The 23066-nt window shown below is 69.7% G+C and carries 17 protein-coding genes and 1 pseudogene; 9 read left to right on the top strand and 9 right to left on the bottom strand.

What is annotated here, in order from left to right; all coding sequences use genetic code 11:
- The first annotated feature begins 10 nt into the window (after positions 1-10).
- Positions 11-1606 (top strand): exopolysaccharide repeat unit polymerase, encoded by a 1596-nt coding sequence (gene wzy, locus LXT21_RS32445; protein WP_254042084.1) that lies wholly within the window; start codon positions 11-13, stop codon positions 1604-1606.
- Between the two features lie 36 nt (positions 1607-1642).
- Here the strand turns inward: wzy and sitA5 are convergent.
- The 4 genes and pseudogenes from sitA5 to epsE form a co-directional block, all read right to left on the bottom strand.
- Positions 1643-2617, bottom strand: a pseudogene (sitA5, locus tag LXT21_RS32440) (SitA5 family polymorphic toxin); the annotation flags it as partial.
- Between the two features lie 123 nt (positions 2618-2740).
- Positions 2741-4309: a response regulator EpsF gene (gene epsF, locus LXT21_RS32435; protein ID WP_254042083.1), complete on the bottom strand. Its 1569-nt coding sequence runs from the start codon at positions 4307-4309 to the stop codon at positions 2741-2743.
- Between the two features lie 276 nt (positions 4310-4585).
- A complete protein-coding gene (locus LXT21_RS32430) occupies positions 4586-5935 on the bottom strand; it encodes a hypothetical protein (RefSeq protein ID WP_254042082.1) in 1350 nt (449 codons plus the stop codon).
- A gap of 180 nt (positions 5936-6115) precedes the next feature.
- Complete coding sequence (gene epsE / locus LXT21_RS32425) at positions 6116-7342, bottom strand: exopolysaccharide biosynthesis GT4 family glycosyltransferase EpsE (protein ID WP_254042081.1); 1227 nt, start codon at positions 7340-7342, stop codon at positions 6116-6118.
- Between the two features lie 153 nt (positions 7343-7495).
- On the opposite strand from epsE, the gene LXT21_RS32420 reads away from it, so the two are divergent.
- Genes LXT21_RS32420 through epsA form a run of 5 tightly spaced genes read left to right on the top strand, consistent with a single transcriptional unit; the run spans position 7496 to position 12642 of the window.
- Entirely contained in the window at positions 7496-8017 is a 522-nt protein-coding gene (locus LXT21_RS32420) for a hypothetical protein (protein WP_254042080.1), read from the top strand.
- Positions 8014-9042 carry an exopolysaccharide biosynthesis glycosyltransferase EpsD gene (epsD, locus tag LXT21_RS32415; protein WP_254042079.1) on the top strand — a complete coding sequence of 343 codons (1029 nt, stop codon included), beginning with the start codon at positions 8014-8016 and terminating at the stop codon, positions 9040-9042. The genes LXT21_RS32420 and epsD overlap by 4 nt, the downstream gene beginning before the upstream one ends.
- The gene (gene epsC, locus LXT21_RS32410) at positions 9039-9602 is read left to right on the top strand and encodes a serine O-acetyltransferase EpsC (protein WP_254042078.1); all 564 of its coding nucleotides are present in this window, start codon (positions 9039-9041) and stop codon (positions 9600-9602) included. Before epsD ends, epsC begins: the two co-directional genes overlap by 4 nt.
- Positions 9603-9631: 29 nt before the next feature.
- Positions 9632-11833, top strand: a complete 2202-nt coding sequence (gene epsB / locus LXT21_RS32405; RefSeq protein ID WP_254042077.1) for a GH44 family glycoside hydrolase EpsB — start codon at positions 9632-9634, stop codon at positions 11831-11833.
- Entirely contained in the window at positions 11830-12642 is an 813-nt protein-coding gene (gene epsA, locus LXT21_RS32400; RefSeq protein WP_254042076.1) for an exopolysaccharide biosynthesis glycosyltransferase EpsA, read from the top strand. The genes epsB and epsA overlap by 4 nt, the downstream gene beginning before the upstream one ends.
- Positions 12643-12649: 7 nt before the next feature.
- Here the strand turns inward: epsA and LXT21_RS32395 are convergent, their stop codons facing one another.
- The 3 genes from LXT21_RS32395 to LXT21_RS32385 all read right to left on the bottom strand — a co-directional run bounded on the left by LXT21_RS32395 (position 12650) and on the right by LXT21_RS32385 (position 16693).
- On the bottom strand, positions 12650-13114 hold the full coding sequence (locus LXT21_RS32395) for a type II toxin-antitoxin system VapC family toxin (RefSeq protein WP_254042075.1): 465 nt from the start codon (positions 13112-13114) through the stop codon (positions 12650-12652).
- The gene (locus tag LXT21_RS32390) at positions 13111-14040 is read right to left on the bottom strand and encodes a single stranded DNA-binding domain-containing protein (RefSeq protein WP_254042074.1); all 930 of its coding nucleotides are present in this window, start codon (positions 14038-14040) and stop codon (positions 13111-13113) included. Before LXT21_RS32390 ends, LXT21_RS32395 begins: the two co-directional genes overlap by 4 nt.
- 442 nt (positions 14041-14482) lie before the next feature.
- Positions 14483-16693, bottom strand: a complete 2211-nt coding sequence (locus LXT21_RS32385; protein ID WP_254042073.1) for a phosphodiester glycosidase family protein — start codon at positions 16691-16693, stop codon at positions 14483-14485.
- A gap of 230 nt (positions 16694-16923) precedes the next feature.
- Here LXT21_RS32385 and LXT21_RS32380 point away from each other — a divergent pair, with 230 nt between their 5' ends.
- The 3 genes from LXT21_RS32380 (at position 16924) to LXT21_RS32370 (ending at position 21241) form a co-directional block, all read left to right on the top strand.
- Entirely contained in the window at positions 16924-18510 is a 1587-nt protein-coding gene (locus LXT21_RS32380) for a serine hydrolase (protein WP_254042072.1), read from the top strand.
- Positions 18511-18645: 135 nt separating this feature from the next.
- A complete protein-coding gene (locus LXT21_RS32375) occupies positions 18646-19476 on the top strand; it encodes an alpha/beta hydrolase (protein ID WP_254042071.1) in 831 nt (276 codons plus the stop codon).
- A gap of 175 nt (positions 19477-19651) precedes the next feature.
- Positions 19652-21241 (top strand): serine hydrolase, encoded by a 1590-nt coding sequence (locus LXT21_RS32370; protein ID WP_254042070.1) that lies wholly within the window; start codon positions 19652-19654, stop codon positions 21239-21241.
- Positions 21242-21322: 81 nt separating this feature from the next.
- Here LXT21_RS32370 and LXT21_RS32365 read toward each other — a convergent pair whose 3' ends face one another.
- Both LXT21_RS32365 and LXT21_RS32360 read right to left on the bottom strand, forming a co-directional pair.
- The gene (locus LXT21_RS32365; protein WP_254042069.1) at positions 21323-22585 is read right to left on the bottom strand and encodes an RNA polymerase sigma factor; all 1263 of its coding nucleotides are present in this window, start codon (positions 22583-22585) and stop codon (positions 21323-21325) included.
- Between the two features lies 1 nt (position 22586).
- Positions 22587-22982, bottom strand: coding sequence for a YciI family protein (locus LXT21_RS32360; protein WP_254042068.1), 396 nt, complete (start codon positions 22980-22982; stop codon positions 22587-22589).
- Between the last annotated feature and the right edge of the window lie 84 nt (positions 22983-23066).

Raw genomic sequence — 23066 nt, 5'->3', positions numbered from 1 at the left:
CCCCTCCGTCGTGACGTACGCCCCGGACCGGCCCTCCTACCTGCGCTTCGTGGCGCTGCTTGGCTTCCTGGTGCTCGCCACCGTGGGAGGGGCCCTCCTGCACCCTGTGGTCGCTTTGGCCCCAGTGCTGCTCGTGGCCGTGGTGTGGCTGGTCCTCAAGGTCCCCGTCCGCTACCCGGTGATGATCGTCACCTACCTGGTGCTCGCGGTGGACTACGTCCCCGAGCGGCCCCAGTCCGGGTTCTGGCCCTCCCCCCTGCACCCCCTGGGGGAGCTGCTCTTCGCCCAGCTCAGCTACATCACCAAGATTGGCGCGCTGCGCTTCCCGCTGGTCGACGTGCTCATCGTCGGCCTCTTGGGCCTGGCCATGTACCGGCGGGTGACGAAGTCGAAGATCGACCCGCCCGCGCTGCCCATGCCCCGGCCGCTCATCGCCGTGGTGGCCCTGTCACTCATCGCCATCCTCTTCATGGAGGTGCGCGGGGTGATGCGCGGCGGGGACTTCAAGAACTCGCTGTGGCAGTGGCACCAGGCCGCGATGATGCCGTTCATCGTCGCCATGTTCCACTACGCCATGCGCGGCCCCGAGGACTGGCCCCTCTTCGCGCGCACCGTCATCGCCGCGGGGCTCACCAAGGCCGCCATCAGCGTCTACTTCGGCGCCATCGTCGTGCCGGCCATGGGCGTCTTCGTCGAGTACACCACGTGTCACTCGGACTCGATGACGTTCAACTTCTGCCTGCTCGTCGCCACCATGCGCTTCCTGGAGAAGCCCAAGGGGGCTCACGCGGTGCGCGGGCTCTTGCTCATGTTCTGCATCTTCATGGGCATGGTCTACAACGACCGTCGGCTCGCCTACGTCAGCTTCGTGGGCTGCCTGCTGGCCGGCTACCTCATCACGCCGTGGCCCGCGCTCAAGCGCACCTTCACCCGAGGGCTCGTGCTGATGGCGCCGCTGATGCTCGTCTACTTCGCGGTGGGCTGGAACGCGCGCGGCGGCGCCTTCGCGCCCGTGCACAAGGTCCGCTCCCTCATCGACGGCGAGGGCGGCGAGGGCAACCTGGACTATCGCGACATCGAGAACCTGGACGTCATCGCGACGTGGACCCAGTTCCCGCTGCTCGGCACCGGCTACGGCCACGAGTTCCTCGAGCCCATCCCGCTGCCCAACATCGCCTTCGTGTTCCCGCAGTACCGCTACCATCCCCACAACTCGCTCTTGGGCCTGTTCGCCTTCGGCGGGATGGTCGGCTACACGGGCGTGTGGATGTACCTGGTCGTCACCGTCTTCCTGGCGGTGCGCGCGTACCATCGCTCGAACATCTCCGAGCATCGCGCCGCGGGGCTCATCATCGTGGGCTCCGTCATCTGCTACATCAACCAGGTGTTCGGAGACATGGGCATCATCTCGTACATCTGCACGTTCGTCGTGTCGCTGTGCGTGGTGACGTCCGGCAAGCTGGCCGTGGCCACCGGCGCGTGGCCCATGCCACACACCACCCTGGTCCCCTCCGCGCCGTCCGCGCCCGTGCCGCCTCCGGGCGCCATCATCCACACCAACCCCGGCGACGAGCCCCAGGCCCCCGCGCTCGCGAAGCACGGCTGAGCCCGGCGCCATCGGCCTTCAATCCTCGCCACTCCGGGCCGCCGTGGACAGGCCCACGGTGAAGCCCTCCGTCGTCAGCGCCACCGACTCCACGCGCTCGAGCGCGGGGTACGAGAAGCCCGCCTGGGCCTTCAAGAACACCGCCGCTCGCGCCGCGCCCGGAAGCCCCGGCCCCTTCGTCGCGAGCCCCGCCGAGCGCCCCACCGCCGCCGTCGCCAGCATCACGAAGATCCGCGACGCGCTGTCACCCAGCACCTCCCCGAAGGTCTCACCCGCGGCCTCCAGCTCCTCGAACGAGCGCGCCAGGTCCACCCGCCGCACCAGCACCACCCACGCATCCAACACACGCCACAGCGTGTCCACGCCCAGGTACGCCATCGCGGTCGCGGTGAGCAGCGCCGACAGCCCCTTCGACACCGGCTCCGGCAAGGACCACAGCATCAGATACATCGAGACCGAGGCCGTCAGCGTCGCGCGGAGGGCCACCGGGTCCCCCACTCCCCGCAGGGACTCCGCCGTCTCCTCCCAGACGTCCTCCATCGCGATGGCCAACGCCAGCGCGTACTTGCCATCACTGCCCAACAGCGGCCCTTCCTCGAGCAGTCGAAGACAGTCCCCCGCGCGATGCTCCCGCTCACACCAGCGTCCGTAACCGCGCGTCAGCGCCTCGTCCGCGTACGACTCCAACAGATGCGGTGACGTCTCATCCGCGCCCTCCCGCACCGCGTGGAGCCTGCGCCCTTCATACAGATACACGCCGCCGCGCTCAGGCACACCGAAGCGCAGCCGCGCCTCCCGCAGCGGATGCGCGAAGGGCCTCACGTCCCGGGCGAGCTTCGTCATCGCCTCCTGGAACGCGTCCTCCTCCAGCGCCACCGGCCCGGAGCCCTCGAGGGGGATGTGATGCACGGACTCCCCCGAGCCCAGCTCCAGACGAACGCTCCGCGTCGTCGAGCAACCCGTCACGAGGAACAAGCACAGACACAAGGACACAGCCCGACCACGACCCATCTCAGCCCTCCGGCATGGGCGCCGAAATCACCTGATGGGTTTCACATATCAACCGACTCCGACATCCCTCGCCGCGACACGGACACGTGTCTCACGCGTCCGCGCCACGCACGCCCCGGCGCCTCAGCTCACCGGCCGGGGCAACACGACATGGAACGTGCTGCCGTGACCGGGCCGCCCCGAGGACTCCGCCCAGACGCGCCCGCCATGGCGCTCGACGATGCCCCGCGCGATGGCCAGCCCCAATCCCAGACCGCCATAGGACACGCCATGCGCGCGCCCGAAGCGCTCGAAGATGTTCTCCAGCCGGTCCTCCGGGATGCCGAGCCCGTGGTCCAACACCTCCACGTGCACCCACCGGCCCTCCTCGCGCGCCCGGAGCCGGATGTCCCCTCCGTCCGGTGAGTAGCGCAGCGCATTCGACACCAGGTTGGTGAGCACCTGGTCCAGCCGCTCTCCGTCGGCGCGCAGCACCAGCCCCTCGGGGGCCTCCACCTGGATGTCCCGCCCCTCCGGCAACGGATCGAAGTGCTCCGCCACCTCGCGCAGGAGCGCGCGCACGTCCACGTCCCCCTCCTCCAACGACAGCTCCCCGCGCTGCAGCCGCCCCACGTCGAGCAGGTTCTCCACCAGCCGCGCCATGCGCCCCACGCTGCGCTGGATGCCCTCCAGGGCCCGCGCCACCTTCGGCGTCTGCTCCTCCCCCGCCTTCTTCCTCGCCAGGTCCGCGTAGCTGCGCGCCGCCTGCAGGGGCGTGCGCAGCTCGTGCGCCGCCAGGGTGAGGAACATGTCCTTCGCCTCGTTCGTCGCGCGCAGCGTCTCCACCGCGCGCCGCGCGTCGTCGATGTCCGTCGCCGTCGATATCCACCCGACGAGCCGCCCGGCGCCATCGCGCTCCGGCAGCGTGCGACACAGGAACCAGCGGAACTCGCCATCCGTCGCGCGGCGCAGCCGGTACTCCTGCTCCCTGGGCATCCCCGAGCGGCGCAGCACGTCCCACGTCGCCCGCACCTTCCCCAGGTCCTCGGGATGGAAGCAGCGCAGGTTGTCCTCGCGCTGACGCCCCTGCTCCGCCGTCAGCCCCGCGTAGTCCAGCCAGCCCCGGTTCGCGTAGCTGATGGTGCCATCCGCCAGCAGCGCCCAGACGAACTGCGGCATCGAGTCCACCAGCCGTCGGAAGCGCAGCTCGCCCTGTCGCTCGAGCATCCGCCGCTCGCGCTCCCACAGCGCCGCCTCCTGCCGCTGCAAGGCCCGCTGCCGCACGTACAGCGCGACGAACGCCTCCGCCTTCCACCGCAGCACCTCCGGGTGGAACGGCTTCACCACGTAGTCGGCCGCGCCGGACGCATAGCCGCTCACCAGGTTCGCCTCGTCGCGCCCGTGCGCGGTGAGGAAGATGATGGGCGTGTACCGCGAGCGCTCGCGCTGCCGGATGATGCGCGCCGTCTCGAAGCCGTCCATCCCCGGCATCTGCACGTCCAGCAGGATGAGCGCGAAGTCCTCGCGCAAGAGCCACCGCAGCGCCTCCGGACCCGAGGCCGCCTTCACCAGCTTCTGCCCCATCGGCTCGAGGATGGCCTCCAGCGCCAGCAGGTTCGACGCGTGGTCGTCCACCAGGAGGATGCTCGTCGTCCGCGGCTCCACCCGGATGGGCACATGAGGGGTGAGTTGCTCGGTGCCTTCCAAGGCCATTCCTCCCTTCCCTCCCTCCGTGAGACACCATCGCTTAATCAGCGCGGCGCCCACGGACAGCCCCCACATGCCTCCCCGGCCCGGCCCATCACCGGGAGACCCCGCGCTCGGATGCCTGGAGGCCCCACCCCCAGGTCCGTCGAGATTGCTCCCGTGAGGGTATGGAGCCGGAGGCGCGATGGCACGCCCTCCCGTCCGTCCCTCGGGTGGACCGCTCCCGCGTGACGCCGCCCGTGGAGCGGGGGCCTGCCCGCCCCCTCGCTCCCATCGGTCGCGCTAGATGAAGACCTTGGGGGGCTCGAAGGAGTTCACGTGGAGCTTGAAGTAGTTGTGGCGGTGGTTCTTCTTCTCCTTGAACAGGAGCGTGGTCCACTCCACCGAGTGCGTGAGCCTGGCCCAATCGGCCACGCGCTGCTCCACCTCGTCACAGATGACCCCCAGCTTCGTGGGGGTGAAGGCGAAGTCCCCGATGAAGAGATGGAACCCCAGCCGCGAGTAGGTGCGCGCGGTCCCCGAGGTGAAGAGCTCCAGCCAGTCCTTCTCGTTCAGGATGGACACCGCCACCTCCATGCCGTCGATGCGGTTCTTCGTCGCCGTGGAGCCGACCTTCCCCTGTCGATGCTGGGTCACCGCCAGGATTCGCAGCAGCTGCTGCGAGGTCCCGAACTTCTCGTCGTCCGACGGGAGCGGGTTCAAGGTGTCGCGCTGGTAGGCGTACTTGCTGGCGTCCGCGGGCTCCACGCCGGACTGATGCTTCTGCACCGCGGTGCGCACATCGGACTTCACCTCGATGTAGAACTTGATGCCACCGCGCACCTCGATGCGGTCGATGTCCTGGACCTTGAGGGCCTTGCCGTCGATGCGTCCACCGAGCGGAAGGTCGACGTACTCGAAGTTCTTGTCATGGGTGGGCATGGAGAAGCGGTCCCCTGGCGACGAGGTCACCATCGACAGGAGCAGCCCCACCACCTCGTTGAAGGCGCCGTAGAAGTTGGCGGACTCGTTCACCGCCTTCAGGGTGTCGACCACCTTCGACAACTTCTTGATGACGCCGGTGAGCCCTTCATTGCTCTTCAGTCGCCCGGCGACCGCGGTGATGCGGTCCAAGGGAATACTGGCCACCCGGCCGAGCACCGCCGAGATGTAGCCGTCCGAGTTGCGATAGGTGGTCAGCACCAGGACGTTGTCCTTCACCCACACCCAGTTGATGTCCACCGTCGACACACCCGCCTTGGTGCATAGCAGGGTCACCGCGGTGACCCATGCGGCCGCGTCCCGCTCCAGGTCCGGGTGATACGTAGGGGCGGTCGTCGTGCTCGTGGCCACGCTGGAGGACGCCACGACCTTCGTCGGCGTCTTCTTGCTGTTGACCGAGGGCAAGGGGTCCGTCTTGCCCGCCCACTTGCAGACGAACGCCCACGCCTTCGCGAGCAGCACGGCCTCCGCGCCACTGTTCTTCGCCGTGTCCACCGCGACGGCCCGCTGGAAGGCGAGCGTGCAGGACTCGTAGAAGCCCTTCTGGCCTACTTTCAGCGGCACCTTCAAGGCCTGGAGCTCGACCTTCAGCTGGTCCTCGGCGGTGAGGGTGCAGATGATGCCTTCCTTCTTCAACTCCAGCGTCGCCACGGCCACTCCTGTCGAGATGGGTGCTGCTCTGGGCGCCAGGAATCCTAGCGAACCCTCCACATCCAGCGAACTCCCCCCGGAGTCCCCTGGAAACCCACCGAGCGGGCCGCCCCGTTCCTCGCGGGCGGCTCGGGTCACAACGGGACCCGATGGGTTCCACGACCGGCCAACGGGCGCTGTCTACACCGCCGCGCGCTGGAGCATCAGCGCGAGCATGTCCGCGCTGCGCTCGCTGCTGAACTGCGTCTCCACCTTGCGCCGGCCCGCTTCACCCAGGCGCACGGCCTCGGCCGGGTCGCGCGCCACGGCCTCCAGCTTCTGGGCCAGGACCGCGGGCTCCTGCGGCGGCACGAGCATCCCGTCCACGCCGTCGTCCACCAGCTCCTTCACCCCGCCCGCGCCCGTCACCACCACCGGCGCGCGCATGGCCATGGCCTCCATGATGGCCACGCCCAACGGCTCCTGGAGGCTCGCCAGCGCGAAGATGTGCGCGCGCTCGATGCCGTCCCGCACCACGTCCTCGCCCACCGCGCCCAGGAGCGTCACCGCGTCACCCAGCTTGGACTCCGCGAGCTTCGCCTCCAGCAACTTGCGGTACGTGGTGCCGCCCGCCTCGTCCTCGCCGGCGATGGACAGCCGCGCGTCGATGCCCTTCGCCCGCAGCATCCCCACCGCGTCGATGAGGTCCGCGTGCCCCTTGCACGGGTTGAGGCGCCCGCATGAGAAGAGGCGCAGCGGCCCCTCGCCCGTCCACGCCGCGTACGGCGTCGAGCGGTTGAACTTGCCCAGCTCCACGCCCATCGGCGCCAGCTCGATGTCCCGAGGCAGGCTCCCCGCCAGCTCCTGGTTCACCTCGCCCAGCAGCTTCTTCGTGATGACGAACGCGAATCTCGCGTGCCGCCACTTCTCCCGCTGGTTCGGCCCGTAGTCGTCCAGCGGCCCGTGCAGCGTCATGCTGTACGGCAGCCCCGACAGCAGGTTCGCGAACAGCGCCACGTGCGCGGCGTTGGCGCAGGAGTGCACGTGCACGTGCGTCCACCCGCGCTCGCGCGCCAGCGACGCCAGCCGCCCGCCCATCACCGCGAAGGCCAGCAGCCTCGCGCGGCCCTTGGCGTCCAGCCCCTCCGCGCGGGCGATGGAGGCCAGGCACCGCGCCCAGCCCGTGGGCATGGCGCGCGCAATCTCCGCCACGGCCTTCACCACGCCGAGCGTCCCGGGCGGCGCCAAGTACTCGGTGCGGGCCATGGCCTCGCGCGCCCAGCTGTGGGAGATGATGCGCGCGGGCGGCGGCTGGGTGGAGACCAGCTCCGGAGTCACGCCCTTCCCGGGAAGGGCCTGCAACTCTCGCCAGAAGAAGATGTGTGTCTGTCCGGGAAACTCAGGGATGAGGTAACCAATCTTCGGCACGGACTTCCCATAGCACGTCAGCTCCCACGGCCCCACGGGGAGGGCCCGGAAGCCCCCGGACTCATTGGGGCAGGTCGCAGGGCACCCGCTCCCCCGCCCGCCCGCCAGGTCATTGGGCGACGCCTTGCGTTGGGCTATACCGGGCGGCGCTCCATGGCCGACTCCAGCGCACCGCCCTCCACCTCGGACGCCGAGGTCTCCGACAGCACCGTGCCCTCGCCGGCACTGCAGCGGCTGTGGTTCGCCCTGGAGCGCACCGGCTGGAGCTTCCTCACCGTGGTCCCCGCCCACCCAGGCGCCCCCGCGCTGGAGGCGGCCACCGCCATCCTGGAGGCCGGCGCCCCCTACGCGGCCACGCAGAAGATCCACCTGGATGACGCCATCGGCCTGTCCCCCGCCGAGGCCCCCCGTCGCGTGCTGGAGCTGCGCGAGCGCGTGGCCCGGGGCGAGCGCGTGGTCGCCGTCATCGACTCCGTCCTCACCCGCCCGGCCAGCCTGCCCGTGGCGCTCGCCGCCGACGGGGTCCTCCTGTGCGTCACCCTGGGGGAGACGGACTTCGGCTCGGCGCGCAAGACGATGGAGTTCATCGGCCAGGAGCGCTTCGTGGGCAGCGTCACCTTCCCCCGGCAGAAGAAGGGCCGGGGCCTCCTCTCCCGCAAGAAGAAGAAGCCATGACGCCCTCGGACGCCTCCACGCCCCGCCTCAGCGTCGTCGTCGCCACCTACAACCGGCTGCCCCTCATCACCCGGCTGCTCGGGCAGCTCGCGGACCAGACGCTCCCGCCCGGGCGCTACGAGGTCGTCGTCGTCGATGACGGCTCCAAGGAGCCGGTGAAGGCCCCGCTGGACGCGCTCGGCGAGAAGCTCCCCTACGCCCTGCGCGTGGAGGTGCAGGCCAACGCGGGCGCGGCGGCCGCGCGGCACCGGGGCGTGCTCGCGGCGCGGGGCGACATCGTCCTCGTCACCGACGACGACATGCAGGTGGAGAAGGACTTCCTGGAGCGGCACCTGGCGCACCACCCGGAGGGCTCGCGGCACGTGGTGCTGGGCCGCATCCGCCCGGACCCGTCCATCGGCGACATGCCGCTGTTCGAGCGCTGGTACGCGTACCTCAACCACCGCATGGCGGAGGAGCTGTCCACCCCCGGCGCGCGCGCGCACGGCAACCACCTGTACACGGGCAACGTGTCCTTCCACCGCGAGGACTACGTGGGCGTGGGCGGCTTCGACAAGTCGCTGGGCCAGTCCGAGGACGTGGAGCTGGGCGTGCGGCTGGAGAAGGCGGGCTGCGCGTTCGTGTTCGCCAGCGACGCGCACGTGCTGCACGGCAGCGACCACGTGTCCTTCGAGCGCTGGCTCAAGCGCGCGCACCGCTACGGCATGTTCGACACGCACGTGGCGCGCAAGCACCCGGACGTGCGCGGCGTGAATCCGTGGCGGCTGCTCTTCGAGACGAACCCGCTGGCGCGCCCCCTGCTCGCGGCGACCGTCGTCGCGCCCGAGGCCACGCGGATGTTGACGGGCGCGGTGATGAGCGCCGCGAAGGCCGCGGACAAGCTGGGCCTGGAGAAGGCCGCGTTCGCGGGCACGTCGGTGGTGTACGGGATGGAGTATCTGCGCGGCGCTCGCACCGAGGCCGGCGGCTGGACAGGTATCGCCCGCGAGGTGGTCCGCTACCTCCAGGGCGGGGGGAACCGATGAACTTCCTGAAGTCGAAGCGCTCGATGCTCGGCGCGCTGGTCTCCGACGCGATGGAGCTGGCCCGGGCCGCCAATGGCCACACCGACGCGAAGTCCATCGCCAAGGTGGTGCTCACCAGCGACTCGTACCGCATCACCGCGCTCAACCGCGCCCGCGAGGCCGCGCTCGACTACCACATCCCCCTGGTCAACCACGTGCTGCGCGTGGCGCAGACGGCGGTGCTGGGCATCGAAATCGGCAAGGACGTGACGCTGGGCAAGGGCGTGTACTTCGTGCACAGCCTGGGCATCGTCATCGGTGGGGACGCGCGCATCGGCGACCGCGTGCGCTTCTACGGCAACAACACCGTGGGCACCGCGAAGGACAACGGCTACCCCGTCATCGAGGATGACGTGTGGATTGGCGCCGGGGCGCGCATCCTCGGGCCGGTGCGCATCGGCGCGCGCTCGCGCATCGGCGCCAACGCCGTGGTGCTGCAGGACGTGCCGCCGGACAGCGTGGCCGTGGGGATTCCCGCGCGCATCTTCCCGCGCAAGGACACGGACGACGTGGTGCTGTGAGGGCCCCCGGGCCCGGGGGAGATGAGTCCATGGAGGCAGGTGTGAAGGGTGCGCGGAGCAAGGCGGGCGCCGCCGTGGTGGTCTGCACGCTGGTGGCCGCGGGTGGCTCGGTGGCGCTGGCGCGCGGCGGTGAGCCTTCCGGAGAAGTGAAGCCCGCGGTGGGTGACGCCGCGAAGCCGGGTGAGACGAAGCCCGCGGCCGTCGAGGCGGCGAGCACCGCGCCGGTGGTCCTCTACGACGGCGGCCTCGGGAAGGGCTGGAAGGACATCGGCTGGGCGCCGCGCGAGCTGCCCAAGGGCGCCCCGGCGCGCATGCGCCTGTTCAACTACGGCGGCTGGATTCTCTACCAGCCCAAGCTGGCGGGCAGCTTCGGGGCGCTGTCCCTGCGCCTGAGCGCGCCGGAGGCCTACGGCGAGTTCCTGGAGGTGCGGCTGGACACGCCCGGCGCGGTGTCCTTCCCGCGCATCCCCGTCACCGCGGACCTCCAGGTGCGCAAGGACGGCGAGTGGGTCGACGTCGTCATCCCCATGGAGCTGCTCAACCCCAAGGGGGAGCCGTTCGACCGCGTGGTGCTGCGAGCGTCGAAGGACGTGGGGCGGGACTGGGTGCTGCTCGACAAGGTGGCGCTCGTGCCGCTGCCGCCGGACGTGGCCGCCGCGCTGGCCGCGGGCGGAGGCCGCACGGGCAAGGGCAGCGGGCGCGACACGTCGATGACCATCGACTGCACCGCGCCCGGACATGACATCAGCCCGCTCATCTACGGCATCGCGCTGGACGGCCTTCGCGAGAAGAAGGACCAGCACCAGTACAAGATGGGCGCGACGACGCGCCGCTGGGGCGGCAACCCTACCTCCCGCTACAACTGGAAGCTGGGCGGCGCGTGGAACACGGCCAACGACTGGTTCTTCCAGAACGTGGACATCGGCCTGGGCTACGCGGACTTCCTCGAGTCCAACCGGAAGAACGGGATGAGCTCCGCGCTCACCGTGCCGCTGCTCGGGTGGGTGGCCAAGGACACGCGCTCGGTGGGCTTCCCGGTGGCGAAGTTCGGGCCGCAGCGCGGCGAGGACAACGGCTCCGGCAACGGCGTCACGCGCGACGGCACGCCGCTCAAGCCCGGACCTCCGGCGCAGACGAGCACCGAGGCCTCCCCCGAGTTCGTCGCCGAGTGGGTGCGCGCCATCCGCGCGAGGGATGAGGCTCGCGGCGAGCGCAGCGTGCACATGTACATCCTCGACAACGAGCCCATGCTCTGGAACTCGACGCACCGGGATGTGTTCCCGGAGCCGTTGACGTACGACGGGCTGTTGTCGCGCACGATTGCGTACGGCACCGCGGTGCGGAAGGCGGACCCGGACGCGCTCATCGCGGGCCCCGCCGAGTGGGGATGGACGAACTACCTCTGGTCCGCGGCGGACTTCGCGCCGGGCAAGGCGCCGCACTCGGACCGCCGCGCGCATGGCGACGTGCCGCTCTTGCCCTGGTACCTGCGGCAGCTGCGCGAGCACGAGAAGAAGACGGGTGTTCGCATCCTGGACGTGGTGGACCTGCACTTCTACCCGCAGACCAACGTGGGCGTGGGGCTGGAGGGGAACACGGACCCGGAGACGAACGCGCGGCGCATCCGCTCCACGCGCGCCTTGTGGGACCCGACGTACAAGGACGAGTCGTGGATTGGTGAGCCGGTGCGGCTGCTCCCGCGCATGAAGGAGTGGATTGCCCAGAACTACCCGGGCCGGCGCATCTCGATTGGTGAGTACAACTTCGGCGCCTTCGGCCACATGAGCGGAGGCCTGGCGCAGGCCGAGGCGCTGGGCCGCTTCGCGCAGGAGAACATCTACTCCGCCTACTTCTGGCAGTACCCGACGAATGGCAGCCCGGTGTTCTGGGCGTTCCGCGCGTTCAGGGACTTCGACGGCCGGGGTGGACGCTTCCAGGACGTCTGGGTGCCGGCGAAGGCGGAGGAGGGCACGAGCGTGTTCGCCTCGCGCAACAAGGACGGCACCAAGGTGGTGGCGGTGGTGCTGAACTTCGACCCAGACCAGGCGGCGCAGGCGCGGGTGAAGCTGAACGGCTGTGGGACGCTCGAGAGCGTGCGCGTGCTGGGGTACTCGGGCGCGCCGGGCGGGTTCCTGCAGCAGCCGGCGGGAAACACTACGGCGGCGGGGCTGACGCAGCGGCTGCCGCCCTACTCGATGACAGTGCTTGATTTGACGGTGAAGAAGCCATGACTGCCGCGACTCCGGACACGAAGCAGACGACGCCGTTCACCACGGGCCACCCTCGGCTGAGCATCGGCCAGCTGGCCATCGACCAGCTCACCTTCGAGGAGGCGGTGCTGGAGATTGGCCGGCTGGTGGACTCACGCCAGGGCGGCTACGTGTTCACGGCCAACGTGGACCACGTGGTGCTGGCGGAGGACAACGCGCAGTTCCGCGAGGCGTACTCGCGCGCGGCGATTTCGGTGGTGGATGGGATGCCCATCGTCTGGGCGTCGAAGGCGCTGGACGTGGCGCTGCCCGAGCGCATCGCGGGTTCGGATTTGATTCTGCCGCTGATGAAGCTGGGGGCGGAGCGCAAGTGGCGGGTGTACCTGCTGGGCGCGGGCCCGGGGGTGGCGGAGAAGGTGGCGCGAATCGTGGGAGAGAAGTTCGGGGTGGAGGTGGTGGGGTGGGATTCGCCGATGGTGCGCACGGACGCGGGGGACGCGCAGAACGACCCGATTGTCGCGAGCATCCGGGAGAAGGACCCGCATCTGCTCTTCGTGGCGCTGGGCAGCCCGAAGCAGGAGGTGTGGATTTCGCAGGTGTCGCAGAAGCTGGGTCCCACGGTGGCGATTGGCGTGGGGGCGGGGTTCGACTTCATCGCGGGCACGGCGAAGCGCGCCCCGCAGTGGATTGCCAAGGCGGGCTTCGAGTGGCTGTACCGCCTGACCCATGAGCCCAAGCGCCTGTGGCGCCGGTACATCCTGAATGACTCGCGCTTCGCCACGATTCTGGCGCGCGAGCTGTGGAAGCGGACGGGCGGGAAGCCGGAGTAGGCGCGCCTCACACGCCGCCGGCCGTACCCCCGACAGGTGCCGGGTCGAACCAGGAACGCGCCAACAAGCGCTCGGAGTGGAGCAGGTCGAAGTCCTTGTCGGTGGTCAGCAGCAACGCGCTGACCGCCGACGCAGTGGCGGCAATCCACAAGTCGTTCTTGCCGAGCGCTCGCCCCTTCGACCCGCAGAAGGCATCGAAGTTCGCATACCGCTCGAGCACCGCGTCCAGGTGGATGTCCACCACCACGAGCTGTCGAAGCAGCGCGTGAAGCTTCGAGACCTTCTGTGCTCCCCAACCTCGCTTCTTCGCGAAGGCCAGCGCCTCTCCCACCGTGACGACGGAGATGAGCGGCCGAGGCCCCTTGCCCAGCAAGGCATGGTCCTCGGCCACCTTCTTGCCCAGAGATGAGGCCCTCAACAGATGCACCAGGATGTTCGTATCGAGGAGCACCAACCCGGTCGACGTGCTCACGAGAGCTCCCGCAGCGCGGCGGAGAATTCGTCCTCCGTCTCCTCGCCCGGCCATTGGCCGAAAATCGCAGAGAGGCCCGAGCGCTCATCTTGAGATTGCCGCAAGGCTCTCGGGTCCATCGGCGTGAACAGCGGCCTGGGGAGCACCGACCAGAGCGTCGCCTGCCGCGAAGACGCGGGCTCGATGTGCTCCGCCTCGATGCGCAACACCGAGCCGGAGGGGCGGAACACGGCCACCCCCGACACGATGACCTTCTGACCGAACGACGCCGTCACCCTGTCGGAGTCCAGGCGCTCCCAGACCCCTCGAAGCGCGGCACCACTCTCCAGAATCAGGGTGAAGAAGCGGTCACTGTGCCGGATGGCATCCAGTTTCCCCGCGATGCGGATGGCCCGAGGAGGGGGCGTCTGCCGCCGCAGCCGGGCGACTCGCTCCACGCCCTCCACGTCGATGGGAAAGGCGTGCCCGTTGATGACCTCGATGCCCTCCACGCCCTGGTCGAAGAGCCTGGCGAACGCACTGAAGGTCTCCACCAGCCCCTCATCGAACCTGTCGCTGTCCGCCACGCCCGCGAGCGCATCCTCGAGCCCCGCCTCGAACAGGTCGACCGCGCTCCCCTCCGCGCCCACGTCGGCCAGGGCCTCACTCGAGCGCAGATGCTCGGGGAGCACCTGCTTCAGCGGCCTCGACTCCACCTTGAAGACGCCAGCCTCGGACTCCGACTCGAGGAGGAGATCGAACTGCGCGGCGGACCTGAGCCACGCGGGCACGCCTCCTCGAGCCGTGCTGCGCCCCTCGATGCGAAAGCGGAGGGCCCGCTGCGCTCCCTCCACGAAGATGTGCAGCAAGTCCTGGAACAGCGGCGCCGAGATTCGCTCCGCATGGACCGCGGCCCCCTTCAACTTGATTTCATGCAGCAGGCTCATGGCAGGCCTCCAGGCTGGAGCTCATGGAGGACTCGCCGCGAACCCAGGCAAGCAGGCGTGACGTCTGATTCGAGCATGCATCTCCTCCCTGGCGTGAAGGGAGCCATGCCCGGTGCCGCATCTCGACCCCGTGTCACTCGTCCTCGCCGCAGGAATGAATCTAAACAGCTCTGGCACCCCTGCCAAAGCGAAGCCGGCGACTGCACGAACGAGGCCCACGGAGTCACACCCGCACGGAGGACCGCCCACCCGAGCGGCAGCTGTCCGCGCATGAACTTCAGGTGTTTCGAACGGGCATCCCAGCGCGCGGACGCGACATCCCATCCCGGATGCACACAGCGCCCGTCAGCGCCGAGCACCCTCGCATCGACGTGACGGGCCCGTCCTCCACGTGGTCTCTCGAAGCGGCGCGCCACTCACGCGCCGCTCCGAGTCACGCAGCTCAATCCAGGCTGAGCCGGAGCCCGTACGGGATGGTCTGGTTCTTCGCCCAGCCCGGCTCCACCTTCACCTGGTCGTCGCGCACGAGCGTCGCCGAGTCCGAGCCGTCGAACGACACCGCGTCATCCACGCCGAGCTTCACCAGCGCGTCGCGAATCTCCGAGAGCGTCTTGCCCGGCTTGGAGCCGTCCTCCTGCGCCACCACGTACGTCGTGCCCGTGTCGCGGTCATACCCGACGATGATCTTCCCGACCTCCTTGCCGCGCTCCTCCTGCGCACGGAAGCTCTCGTTGTTCCGCTGCGTCAGGTCCCCCGCGAACGCCCCGGGGTCCCCCTTGTCCGGCGCCGCCGCGTCCGTCCCTGGCTTGTACTGATTGCCCACGCCATACGGCGTGTTGTTGATGATGACCGGCACCGCGCCACCGAACGCCAGGTTCGAGTCCTTCGGCGGATCTCCCTGCCCGAACTTCAAGCCCGAGTCCGTCCACGCCGCGTAGAAGCGGTCCGGGTCCGAGCCTCCCGCAATCACCTCGCCGTTCTTCACCACCTGCCCCACCGGGTTCGTCCCCCACGCGGCGAAGTCGTAGAAGCTCGTGTTGACGATGGTGTCGCTGCCCGGCTTCTTCCCCTCCTCCTGCGCCTCCTGCGTGAACGACGGAGAGAACGACGCGACGTCCAGCACGCTGCCCCCGTTCTCCACCAGCGAAGCCTTCGGGTTCCTCATCGCCACGACGTGGATGCCCGCGTCCTCGAACTCCACCGGCTGGCTGGGATTCGCCTTCAACGTCTCCGACACCGACAACGCCAGCCGCTCGCCCTCCTCGGGCGTCGTCGGCAACTTCAACTGCTGCGTCTCCGCCGAGCGCTGCGCCTCGCGCCGGAGCACGTCCACCGTCGCGCCCTCGCGGCTCAACGTGATGTCGCCGTTGCCCGGCAACGCGTGCCCATCCGTCCCCGCGCCCGGCAGCTGCGCGTACGACGCGTCGTCCACGACGTTGATGCCGACACCCCGCGCGTCCAGGTCCTCCAGGACCTTCTTGCCCTCCGGCGTCGAGCCCAGCTCCGTGCGCAGCCGCTCCACCGACGCCTTGTTCGCCGCGTCCGCCAGCTCCTTCGTCTTCGCCTGGTGGGCCTCGAGGATCTCCTGCCGCAAGCCCATGTTCTGCGGCAGGTCCTTGGGCGGCCCCGCCTTCACGTGCGCGTCGTAGGCGTCCCACGCCTGCTGCTCGGGCCCGCTCACGTCCGCCACCATCATGTTCTGCAGCGCGGGCGACAGCTTCGCCTTCTCCTGCTCCGCGGCGCGCTCGGGCGAGCCCGGCTGCGTGTCGAAGATGCGCTTGGCGTCCGCCGCCGGCACGCTGCCCACCTCCTGGTACTGCGGCTGCGCCTTCTTGTACGCCTCCATGGACTCGTACGACTGGTTCGTCGTCGGGTCCAACACCTGCTCACCCTGCCGCACCACCACGTGCCCCGTCTGCCCCTCGGCCCCCGGCCGCTGGTCCTGCAGGAACACCATCTCCGAGCGCGCACGCAGCTCCGGCGACGCCTTGTCCACCCAGTCCGCCGCCACGTCCAGGCAGTTGACCTTCCCGTCCTTCGCGTCCTCCGTCAGCAGAGTGGAGCCCTCCACGCTCCCCGGCGGCGCGGGCACGTTGCCCAACAACTTGTCCATGCCCTCCTTGCGCGGCGCGGCGTCGAACGACGACACGTCCGACGTGCCGGCCCTCGGCTTCACGCCGTTGACGCTCTTGTCGTCGAACGGCTGCGCCAGCCCCTGCTGCGTCGCCAACACGTTCGCCTGCCCCATCGCCCCCTGGGCCTGCCGGGCCGTCCGCGCCGCCTTCTCCTCCGCGGCCCGCAGCGCCTCGTCGGCCTTGGACGCACGCTGCTCGGCCGCCTTCTGGGCCTTGGCCGCCGCCTCGGCCTCCTTGCGAGAGGCCTTCTGCTCCTCGGGCGTCTGCCCCGGCTTCTGTGCCTGCTGCTTCGCCTTCGCCGCGTCCGCGCGCGCCTTCTCCTGCGCCAGCCGCGCCGCCTCCGCCGCCTTGCGGGCTGCCTCCGCTGCCTTGCGCGCCGCCTCCGCCGCCTTGCGCGCCGCCTCGGCCCGCTGCCGGGCTTCCTCGGCGCGTCGTGCCGCGTCCGCCCCCGAGGACCCCGAGGACCCCGAGGACGAACCTGTCGAAGAGCCACCACGAATCGACGTCGTGCCGCCCATCAGTCACCCCTTTTTGGAAATCGAGACCGTCTACCGATTCTCGTTCCGACGAATTCCGGAGTTCCTCGGGACACTCACCGAGCTCGATTTAGTTGTCGGAGAGACAAGACTCCGCTTCGAGCGTTCGTTTCGTATCGTGGCTTTCCACGAGGCGCGGCGCCCCCGCGGCAATCATGCGGGCCCTCACGCGTCTCCCCGTCATCGCGCGAGCCCCTCCAGGAACCTCCTCCATGTCTCGACTCCCCTCCCCTCGCCTCACCGTCGTGTCCCTCGCGAGCGCGCTCGCGCTCGGCCTGCTCACCGGCGCGGCTCCTTCCAAACCCCAGACGCAGTGGCTGTCGCGTCCCGCCGAGGCCGCGCATGTGGCCCGCGTGGAGGAAGGGATGGCTCCCGTCTCCATCCCCGGAGAGACGCCGCGTCACCTGTCCCTGACGCAGTGGATGGAGCTGTACAAGGTCCCCGGCCTGAGCATCGCCGTGTTCGAGAAGGGCAAGCTCGTCTGGACCAAGGCCTACGGCGTCAAACACGCCGGCGGCACCGAGCCCGTCGCCATCGACACGCTCTTCCAGGCCGCGTCCATCAGCAAGCCGATGACGGCGCTGGCCGCGCTGCACCACGCCGAGAAGCGCAAGTGGTCCATCGACGAGAACGTGAACGACAAGCTCGTGTCGTGGAAGGTCCCCGACAACGAGTTCACGCAGGAGCAGAAGGTCACGTTGCGCCGCCTGCTCTCGCACACCGCGGGCACCACCGTGGGCGGCTTCGCCGGCTACCCCGTCAACGGGCCCCTGCCCACGGTGCAGCAGATTCTCGACGGTGAGAAGCCCGCCAACTCGCCGGCCGTGCGCGTGAACACCGTGCCCGGCACGCTGCGGCGCTACAGCGGCGGCGGCACCACCATCGTCCAGCAGTTGCTCGTCGACCAGTTGAAGAAGCCGTTCCCCCAAATCATGAAGGAGACGGTGCTCACGCCGCTCGGCATGAAGGACAGCTTCTTCGAGCAGCCCCTGTCCCCGGCGCTCGCGCCGCGCGCCGCCACGGGCACCACGCCCGGCGGCAAGAGCGTCGAGGGCGGCTGGCGCGTCCATCCGGAGCTGGCGCCCGCGGGCCTGTGGACGACGCCGTCCGACCTGGCGCGCGCCGCCATCGAGATGTTCAAGGCCTACCACGGCCAGTCCAAGCGCCTGGTGTCGCAGGCCATGGCGAAGCAGATGCTCGCGCATGACCCCGTGTCGGGCGCCATCGGCGTGGGCTTCATGCGGCCGGTGGGCAAGGCGTGGTTCGGCCACGGCGGAGGCAACGAGGGCTACCGCGCCAACCTCACGGCCTTCACCGAGTCCGGCAACGGCGTGGCCATCATGACCAACTCCGACAACGGCTCGCTCCTCTTCGAGCGCCTCATCGCCAGCGTCCAGGCCGCGCACGGCTGGAAGGGCTTCGAAGTCGGTCCCGAGGCCCCCGCCACGACGGCGGACCTGCTGATGCGCCTGAAGGGCGTGGATGACGCCCTCGCGTGGTTCAAGGCGCGCAAGGCGGAGGCTCCCCAGGACGAGCAGTTGAGCCCGGCCATCCTCAACGACATGGGCTACTCGCTGTTGCGCGAGGGGCGCCTGCCCGACGCGCTGAAGCTGTTCGAGGCCAACGTCGCGCTCTTCCCCCAGGACGCCAACGCGCACGACAGCCTGGGCGAGGGCTATGTGGCCGCGGGCCGCGAGGCCGAGGGCGCCGCGAGCTACCGCAAGTCGCTGGAGCTCAACCCGAAGAACGACAACGCGCGCAAGGTGCTGGAGACGCTCGGCGCCGCGACGGTGAAGTAGCCCGTCCGGATTGTTTCCGGGGCGGAAACAGTGCTCTTCCCAGGCGCCTGTTTTTCGCCCCGGCCCGAATCCGTACTGTTCCCCTTGTCAACGCCGCACACCGCGACGACGCGGTGAACCAAGAGGGAGCACGTCATGAGCGCCACCGTTCAGCAGACCCAGGGCCAGCCGGATACCATCGTCCTCATCCACGGCATGTGGATGACGCCGCGCAGCTGGCAGGGCTGGATTGCCCGCTACGAGAAGGCCGGCTACCGCGTCATCGCCCCGACGTGGCCCGGGCTGGAGGGCGGCGTCGAGGCGCTGCAGAAGGACCCGACGCCGCTCAACAACCTGGGCGTGAAGGACATCGTCGACCACTACGAGCGCATCATCCGCGCGCTGCCCACGCCGCCCATCCTCATGGGCCACTCGTTCGGCGGCGCCTTCGTGCAGATGCTGTTGGACCGGGGCGTGGGCGCGGCGGGCGTGGCCATCCACTCGGCCCCCGTGAAGGGCGTCTACACGCTGCCCTTCACCACCATCAAGTCGACCGCGTCGACGCTCCTCAACCCCGCCAACGTCAAGCGCCACGCGCCCATGACGCCCGAGCAGTTCCACTACGCCTTCACCAACACGCTGACGCAGGCGGAGTCGGACGAAATCTACCGCACCCAGTACATCCCCGGCTCGGGCCGGGCGCTGTTCCAGGGCGCGCTGGCGAACCTGACGCCGCACTCGGAAGTCACCGTGAATCTGCGCAACGACGCGCGCGCCCCGCTGCTGTTCCTCTCGGGTGACCTGGACGTCATCCTCCCGGCCAGCATCCAGCGCGAGAACGCGAAGCGCTACGCGAAGTCGAGCGCCGTCACGGAGTACGTCGAGGTGCCCGGCCGCTCGCACTACACCGTGGCCCAGCCCGGCTGGGAGGCCATCGCGGACCAGGCCCTGAGCTGGGCCGTCGAGCACGCCGCCGTCCGCAACTGAGCGTCCCTGTCGTGAAGCAAGCCCGGGGAGTGTCCCCACGCGCGTCGCCTGGCGACCCAGGGTCGACGCTCCCCGGAGAATCCGGGAGTTTCTCGCGACGACACGCCGAGGCAATCATGTGAGGGCCTCCGCGTACACACCCCGTCAACGCGCGAGTCCTCCAGGAACCCCGTCCATGTCTCGAGTCCCTTCCTCCCGCCTCGCCGCCGTGTCCTTCACGGGCGCGCTCGCGCTCGGTCTGCTCACCGGCGCGGCCCCTTCCAAACCCCAGACGCAGTGGCTGTCGCGTCCCGCGGAGGCTGCTCGCGTGGCCCGCGTGGAGGAGGGCCTGCCCGGCATCTCGTTGCCCGGAGAGACGCCGCGCCACCTGTCCCTGCCGCAGTGGATGGAGCTGTACAAGGTCCCCGGCCTGAGCCTCGCCGTGTTCGACCAGGGCAAGCTGGTCTGGGCCAAGGGCTACGGCGTCAAGCAGGCGGGCGGCACCGAGCCCGTCACCATCGACACGCTCTTCCAGGCCGCGTCCATCAGCAAGCCCGTGACGGCGATGGCCGCCATGCACCACGCCGAGAAGAACAAGTGGTCGCTCGATGAGAACGTGAACGACAAGCTGGTGTCGTGGAAGCTCCCCGACAACGACTTCACGAAGGAGCAGAAAGTCACGTTGCGCCGGCTGCTCTCGCACACCGCGGGCACCACCGTGCACGGCTTCGGGGGCTACGCCGTCGACGCGCCCCTGCCCACGACGCAGCAGATCCTCGACGGTGAGAAGCCCGCCAACACGTCGGCCGTGCGCGTGGACACCGTGCCCGGCACCATCACCCGCTACAGCGGCGGCGGCACCACCATCGTCCAGCAGTTCCTGGCCGACCAGTTGAAGAAGCCGTTCCCCCAAATCATGAAGGAGACGGTGCTCACGCCGCTCGGCATGAAGGACAGCACCTTCGAGCAGCCCCTGCCCGCGTCGCTCGCGCCGCGCGCCGCCACCGGCACCCACCCCGACGGCAAGAGCGTCCAGGGCGGCTGGCACGTCTACCCGGAGATGGCTCCGGCGGGATTGTGGACGACGCCGTCGGACCTGGCGCGCGCCGCGTTGGAGATGTCCAAGGCCACCAAGGGCCAGTCGAAGCGCGTGGTGTCGCAGGCCATGGCGAAGCAGATGCTCACCCGTCAGCCCGAGTCGGAGGCCTTCGGCATCGGCTTCATGCGGAACCCGGGGCAGGGCTGGTTCGGTCACGGCGGCGCGAACGAGGGCTACCGCGCCGTGATGGTGGCCTTCGCGGAGTCTGGCAGCGGCATCGTCGTCATGACCAACTCGGACAATGGCTCGCGCCTCTTCGAGCGCCTCGTCGCCAGCGCCATCTCCGTGTACGGCTGGAAGGGCTACACCGTCGAGCCCGAGCACCCCTCGGTGACCGTGGACCTGATTGTGCGCACGAAGGGCGTCGAGGACGCCGTCGCGTGGTTCAAGGCGCGCAAGACGGAGGCGCCCCAGGACAAGAAGCTGTCCGCCGACATCCTCAACGAGCTCGGGTACTCGCTGATGCGCGGGGGTCAGCAGGCCGACGCGGTGAAGGTGTTCGAGGCCAACGTCGCGCTCTTCCCCCAGGACGCCAACGCACACGACAGCCTGGGTGAGGGCTACGTGGCCGCGGGCCGCAAGGACGAGGGCGCCGCGAGCTACCGCAAGTCGCTGGAGCTCAACCCGAAGAACGACAACGCGCGCAAGGTGCTGGAGACGCTCGGCACCGCCGCGACGACGAAGTAGCCCGTCCAAGTTGTCTCCGGGGCGAGGACGGTGCTCTTGCCAGGAGCCCGTGCTTCGCCCCGGTCCGCATCCGCCGCGCGGCTACGCGCCCATCCCCTCGCTCAACCGCGCGGCCTGCAGCAGCAGATAGTCGCGCTCCGGCTGGCTCGTCGTGCGCTCCGCGGCCTTGCGGTAATGCACCACCGCCTTCGCGGGCTCGCCGGCTCGCTCCAGCAGGTGCGCGCGGACCGCGTCCAGTCGGTGGCTCCCGTCGAGCCGCCCGCTCTGGTGCAGCACGTCCAGCAACGTCAGGCCCGTGCGAGGCCCGTGCACCATCGCCGTCGCGATGGCGTGGTTGAGCGCCACCATCGGGTTGTCCGTCAGTCCCATCAACACGCCGTAGAGCGCGAGAATCTGCGGCCAGTCCGTGTCCTCGGCGCGCACCGCTTCGTCGTGCACCGCCGCGATGGCCGCCTGCACCTGGTACAGCCCCAGGGAGCCCTTGGACAGCGTGGCCGAGATGAGCGCCACGCCCTCGGCAATCATCGCCGCGTCCCAGCGTCCGCGCTCCTGCGCGTCGAGCGGAATCAGCTCTCCCAAGGGCCCCGTCCTCGCGGCCCTCCGCGCGTCCGTCAGCAACATCAGCGCGAGCAACCCCGCCACCTCGCCGTCCTCCGGCAACAGCGTGTGCAGCATCCGCGTCAGCCGGATGGCCTCGCCCGACAGGTCCGTGCGGAGCACCTGGGGTCCGGAGGTCGCGGTGTAGCCCTCGTTGAAGATGAGGTAGAGCACGTGCAGCACCGCGCCCAGCCTCGCTGCCGTCTCCTCCGGCGTGGGCTTCTGGAACGGCACCCCGGAGGCGTGGATGCTCTGCTTGGCGCGGCTGATTCGCTGCGCCATCGTCGCCTCGGGGACGAGGAAGGCCCTGGCGATCTCCGCCGTCGTCAGGCCGCCCACCGCGCGCAGCGTGAGGGCGATCGCCGAGGACGTCGTCAGCGCCGGGTGACAGCACATGAAGAGCAGCGCGAGCGTGTCGTCGCGCCCCATCGACTCGTCCCCCATCACGGGCAGGACGAGCTGGAGCTCCGGCGGCACCATGCTCACCACCAGCTCCTCGCGGTGGCGTCTGGCCGCCTCGGCGCGCACCTGGTCGGTGATGCGCCGGGAGGCCACCTGAATCAGCCAGGCGCGGGGGTTCTCCGGCACGCCCCCCACGGGCCACTGCATCGCGGCCGCGAGCAGCGCCTCCTGGACCGCGTCCTCCGAGGCTCCGAAGTCACGGAACCGGCGGAGGATGGCGCCCAGCACCCTGGGCGCGTGCTCGCGCAACAGGGACTCGATGGGGTGGCTGGCCGGGGACTTCACGTCACAGGAACTCGGGAGGAGGACCGCTCATCACCTGCCGGACCTCGATGTTCATGTTCATCGGCTTGCCCCCGAGGCCGGGCGCGGTGGACGCCTCGGCGGCGATGGCGTGGGCGCGCTCGGGGCTGTCCACCTCGACCATCCAGTAGCCCACGAGGAACTCCTTCGACTCGGGGAAGACGCCGTCGGTGATGGGCTTGCCGTCCGCCCCCGCCTTCACGAGCCTGGCCTGGTCCGGCCCGGCCAGCCCCTCGGCCGCCAGCAACTCTCCCGTGGAGGAGAGCTTCTTCGCGAACGACACCATGAACGCGATGTGCGCCCGGATGTCCTCTTGCGGCCAGCTCATCATCGCGTACGGGCCCTGACCTGCGTGGTTCATCATCAGCATGTACTTCATGGGTGGCTCCCTCTTTCCGTGTCCGCCGCGCCCCGGAATCGGGGTGCGTTCACCCCTATGTCGAAGCCGCGGAGAGCTTCTCGA

This window comes from Myxococcus guangdongensis, from assembly GCF_024198255.1.
Taxonomy (GTDB): domain Bacteria; phylum Myxococcota; class Myxococcia; order Myxococcales; family Myxococcaceae; genus Myxococcus; species Myxococcus guangdongensis.
Note: the sequence above shows the minus strand (reverse complement) of the source record. Positions and strands in the feature narration are given on the sequence as shown.

Excerpts from the sequence above, each read along its gene's own strand:
- epsF (WP_254042083.1), bottom strand. The coding sequence starts at position 4,309 with ATGGCCTTGGAAGGCACCGAGCAACTCACCCCTCATGTGCCCATCCGG.
- LXT21_RS32420 (WP_254042080.1), top strand. The coding sequence starts at position 7,496 with ATGGCCGACTCCAGCGCACCGCCCTCCACCTCGGACGCCGAGGTCTCC.
- epsD (WP_254042079.1), top strand. The coding sequence starts at position 8,014 with ATGACGCCCTCGGACGCCTCCACGCCCCGCCTCAGCGTCGTCGTCGCC.
- epsC (WP_254042078.1), top strand. The coding sequence starts at position 9,039 with ATGAACTTCCTGAAGTCGAAGCGCTCGATGCTCGGCGCGCTGGTCTCC.
- epsB (WP_254042077.1), top strand. The coding sequence starts at position 9,632 with ATGGAGGCAGGTGTGAAGGGTGCGCGGAGCAAGGCGGGCGCCGCCGTG.
- epsA (WP_254042076.1), top strand. The coding sequence starts at position 11,830 with ATGACTGCCGCGACTCCGGACACGAAGCAGACGACGCCGTTCACCACG.
- LXT21_RS32390 (WP_254042074.1), bottom strand. The coding sequence starts at position 14,040 with ATGAGCCTGCTGCATGAAATCAAGTTGAAGGGGGCCGCGGTCCATGCG.
- LXT21_RS32385 (WP_254042073.1), bottom strand. The coding sequence starts at position 16,693 with ATGGGCGGCACGACGTCGATTCGTGGTGGCTCTTCGACAGGTTCGTCC.
- LXT21_RS32380 (WP_254042072.1), top strand. The coding sequence starts at position 16,924 with ATGTCTCGACTCCCCTCCCCTCGCCTCACCGTCGTGTCCCTCGCGAGC.
- LXT21_RS32375 (WP_254042071.1), top strand. The coding sequence starts at position 18,646 with ATGAGCGCCACCGTTCAGCAGACCCAGGGCCAGCCGGATACCATCGTC.
- LXT21_RS32370 (WP_254042070.1), top strand. The coding sequence starts at position 19,652 with ATGTCTCGAGTCCCTTCCTCCCGCCTCGCCGCCGTGTCCTTCACGGGC.
- LXT21_RS32360 (WP_254042068.1), bottom strand. The coding sequence starts at position 22,982 with ATGAAGTACATGCTGATGATGAACCACGCAGGTCAGGGCCCGTACGCG.